The sequence below is a fragment of the Clostridium sp. MCC344 genome (genome assembly GCF_018785365.1).
Lineage (GTDB): Bacteria > Bacillota > Clostridia > Lachnospirales > Lachnospiraceae > Pilosibacter.
On record NZ_WQPQ01000053.1, the window covers coordinates 1 to 633 of the forward strand.

Genomic DNA, 633 nt, shown 5'->3' on the forward strand with positions numbered 1-633 from the left:
TGCAGAACAGCAGTATTGAGCTGTTCCCGGAACTCCTTTGTGACAGGGTAGGCCATATCCCGATAGCCGCCTTTGCCGTCTGGCTGGCTGGGCATCCCAAGAAAGAGCCCCTTGCTGCCCTGTACGATTTTCAGATTTTCCACCACAAAGCAGTCATTGAATTTCACGCTGGCAAAGCCCATGAGGTTTTTCACAGGTTCGATGACCCGCACGCTTACATCCAGCTTTATAGGGGCGACTGGTGTTCCGCCCGCAGTTTTTTCCTGCATGGATTTCTCCTTTCCGCTTCGGGTCAGCATGGCCCGAAGTCTCTTAATGGCAGCCGAAGATGGATTTTGCAAGACTGCCTGTTTTGAATAAGGTAAAACACAGCAGCACCGTATATCCCACGCAGCCCCAGATCGCCCCGATGGGGTCGCCGTCGGTGGCGATACTCTGGATCAGCACCGCATAGATGGCGACACAGACCAAGATCAACAGACCTTGAAAGCCCACCGCAAAGAGGGAGCGGAAATAGTTCTGCCCCATGTGTCCGGTTTCCCTGTTGGGGACGGTGGCAAACGGGATAGGCGCTAAACTTGTGAGTAGTAGGGTAAGAACCCGGCGCCTTACCATATCACTATGGCAGGTTTC

At 53.7% G+C, this 633-nt stretch carries 1 protein-coding gene and 1 pseudogene; both read right to left on the reverse strand.

Annotation, left to right across the window (positions count from 1 at the left end; translation table 11 throughout):
* On the reverse strand, nucleotides 1-269 hold a 269-nt coding region (locus GPK90_RS19800; protein ID WP_486463670.1), incomplete at its 3' end, for a septation protein SpoVG family protein.
* A 43-nt stretch (nucleotides 270-312) separates the two neighbouring features.
* Nucleotides 313-633, reverse strand: a pseudogene (locus GPK90_RS19805) (VirB6/TrbL-like conjugal transfer protein, CD1112 family); the annotation flags it as partial.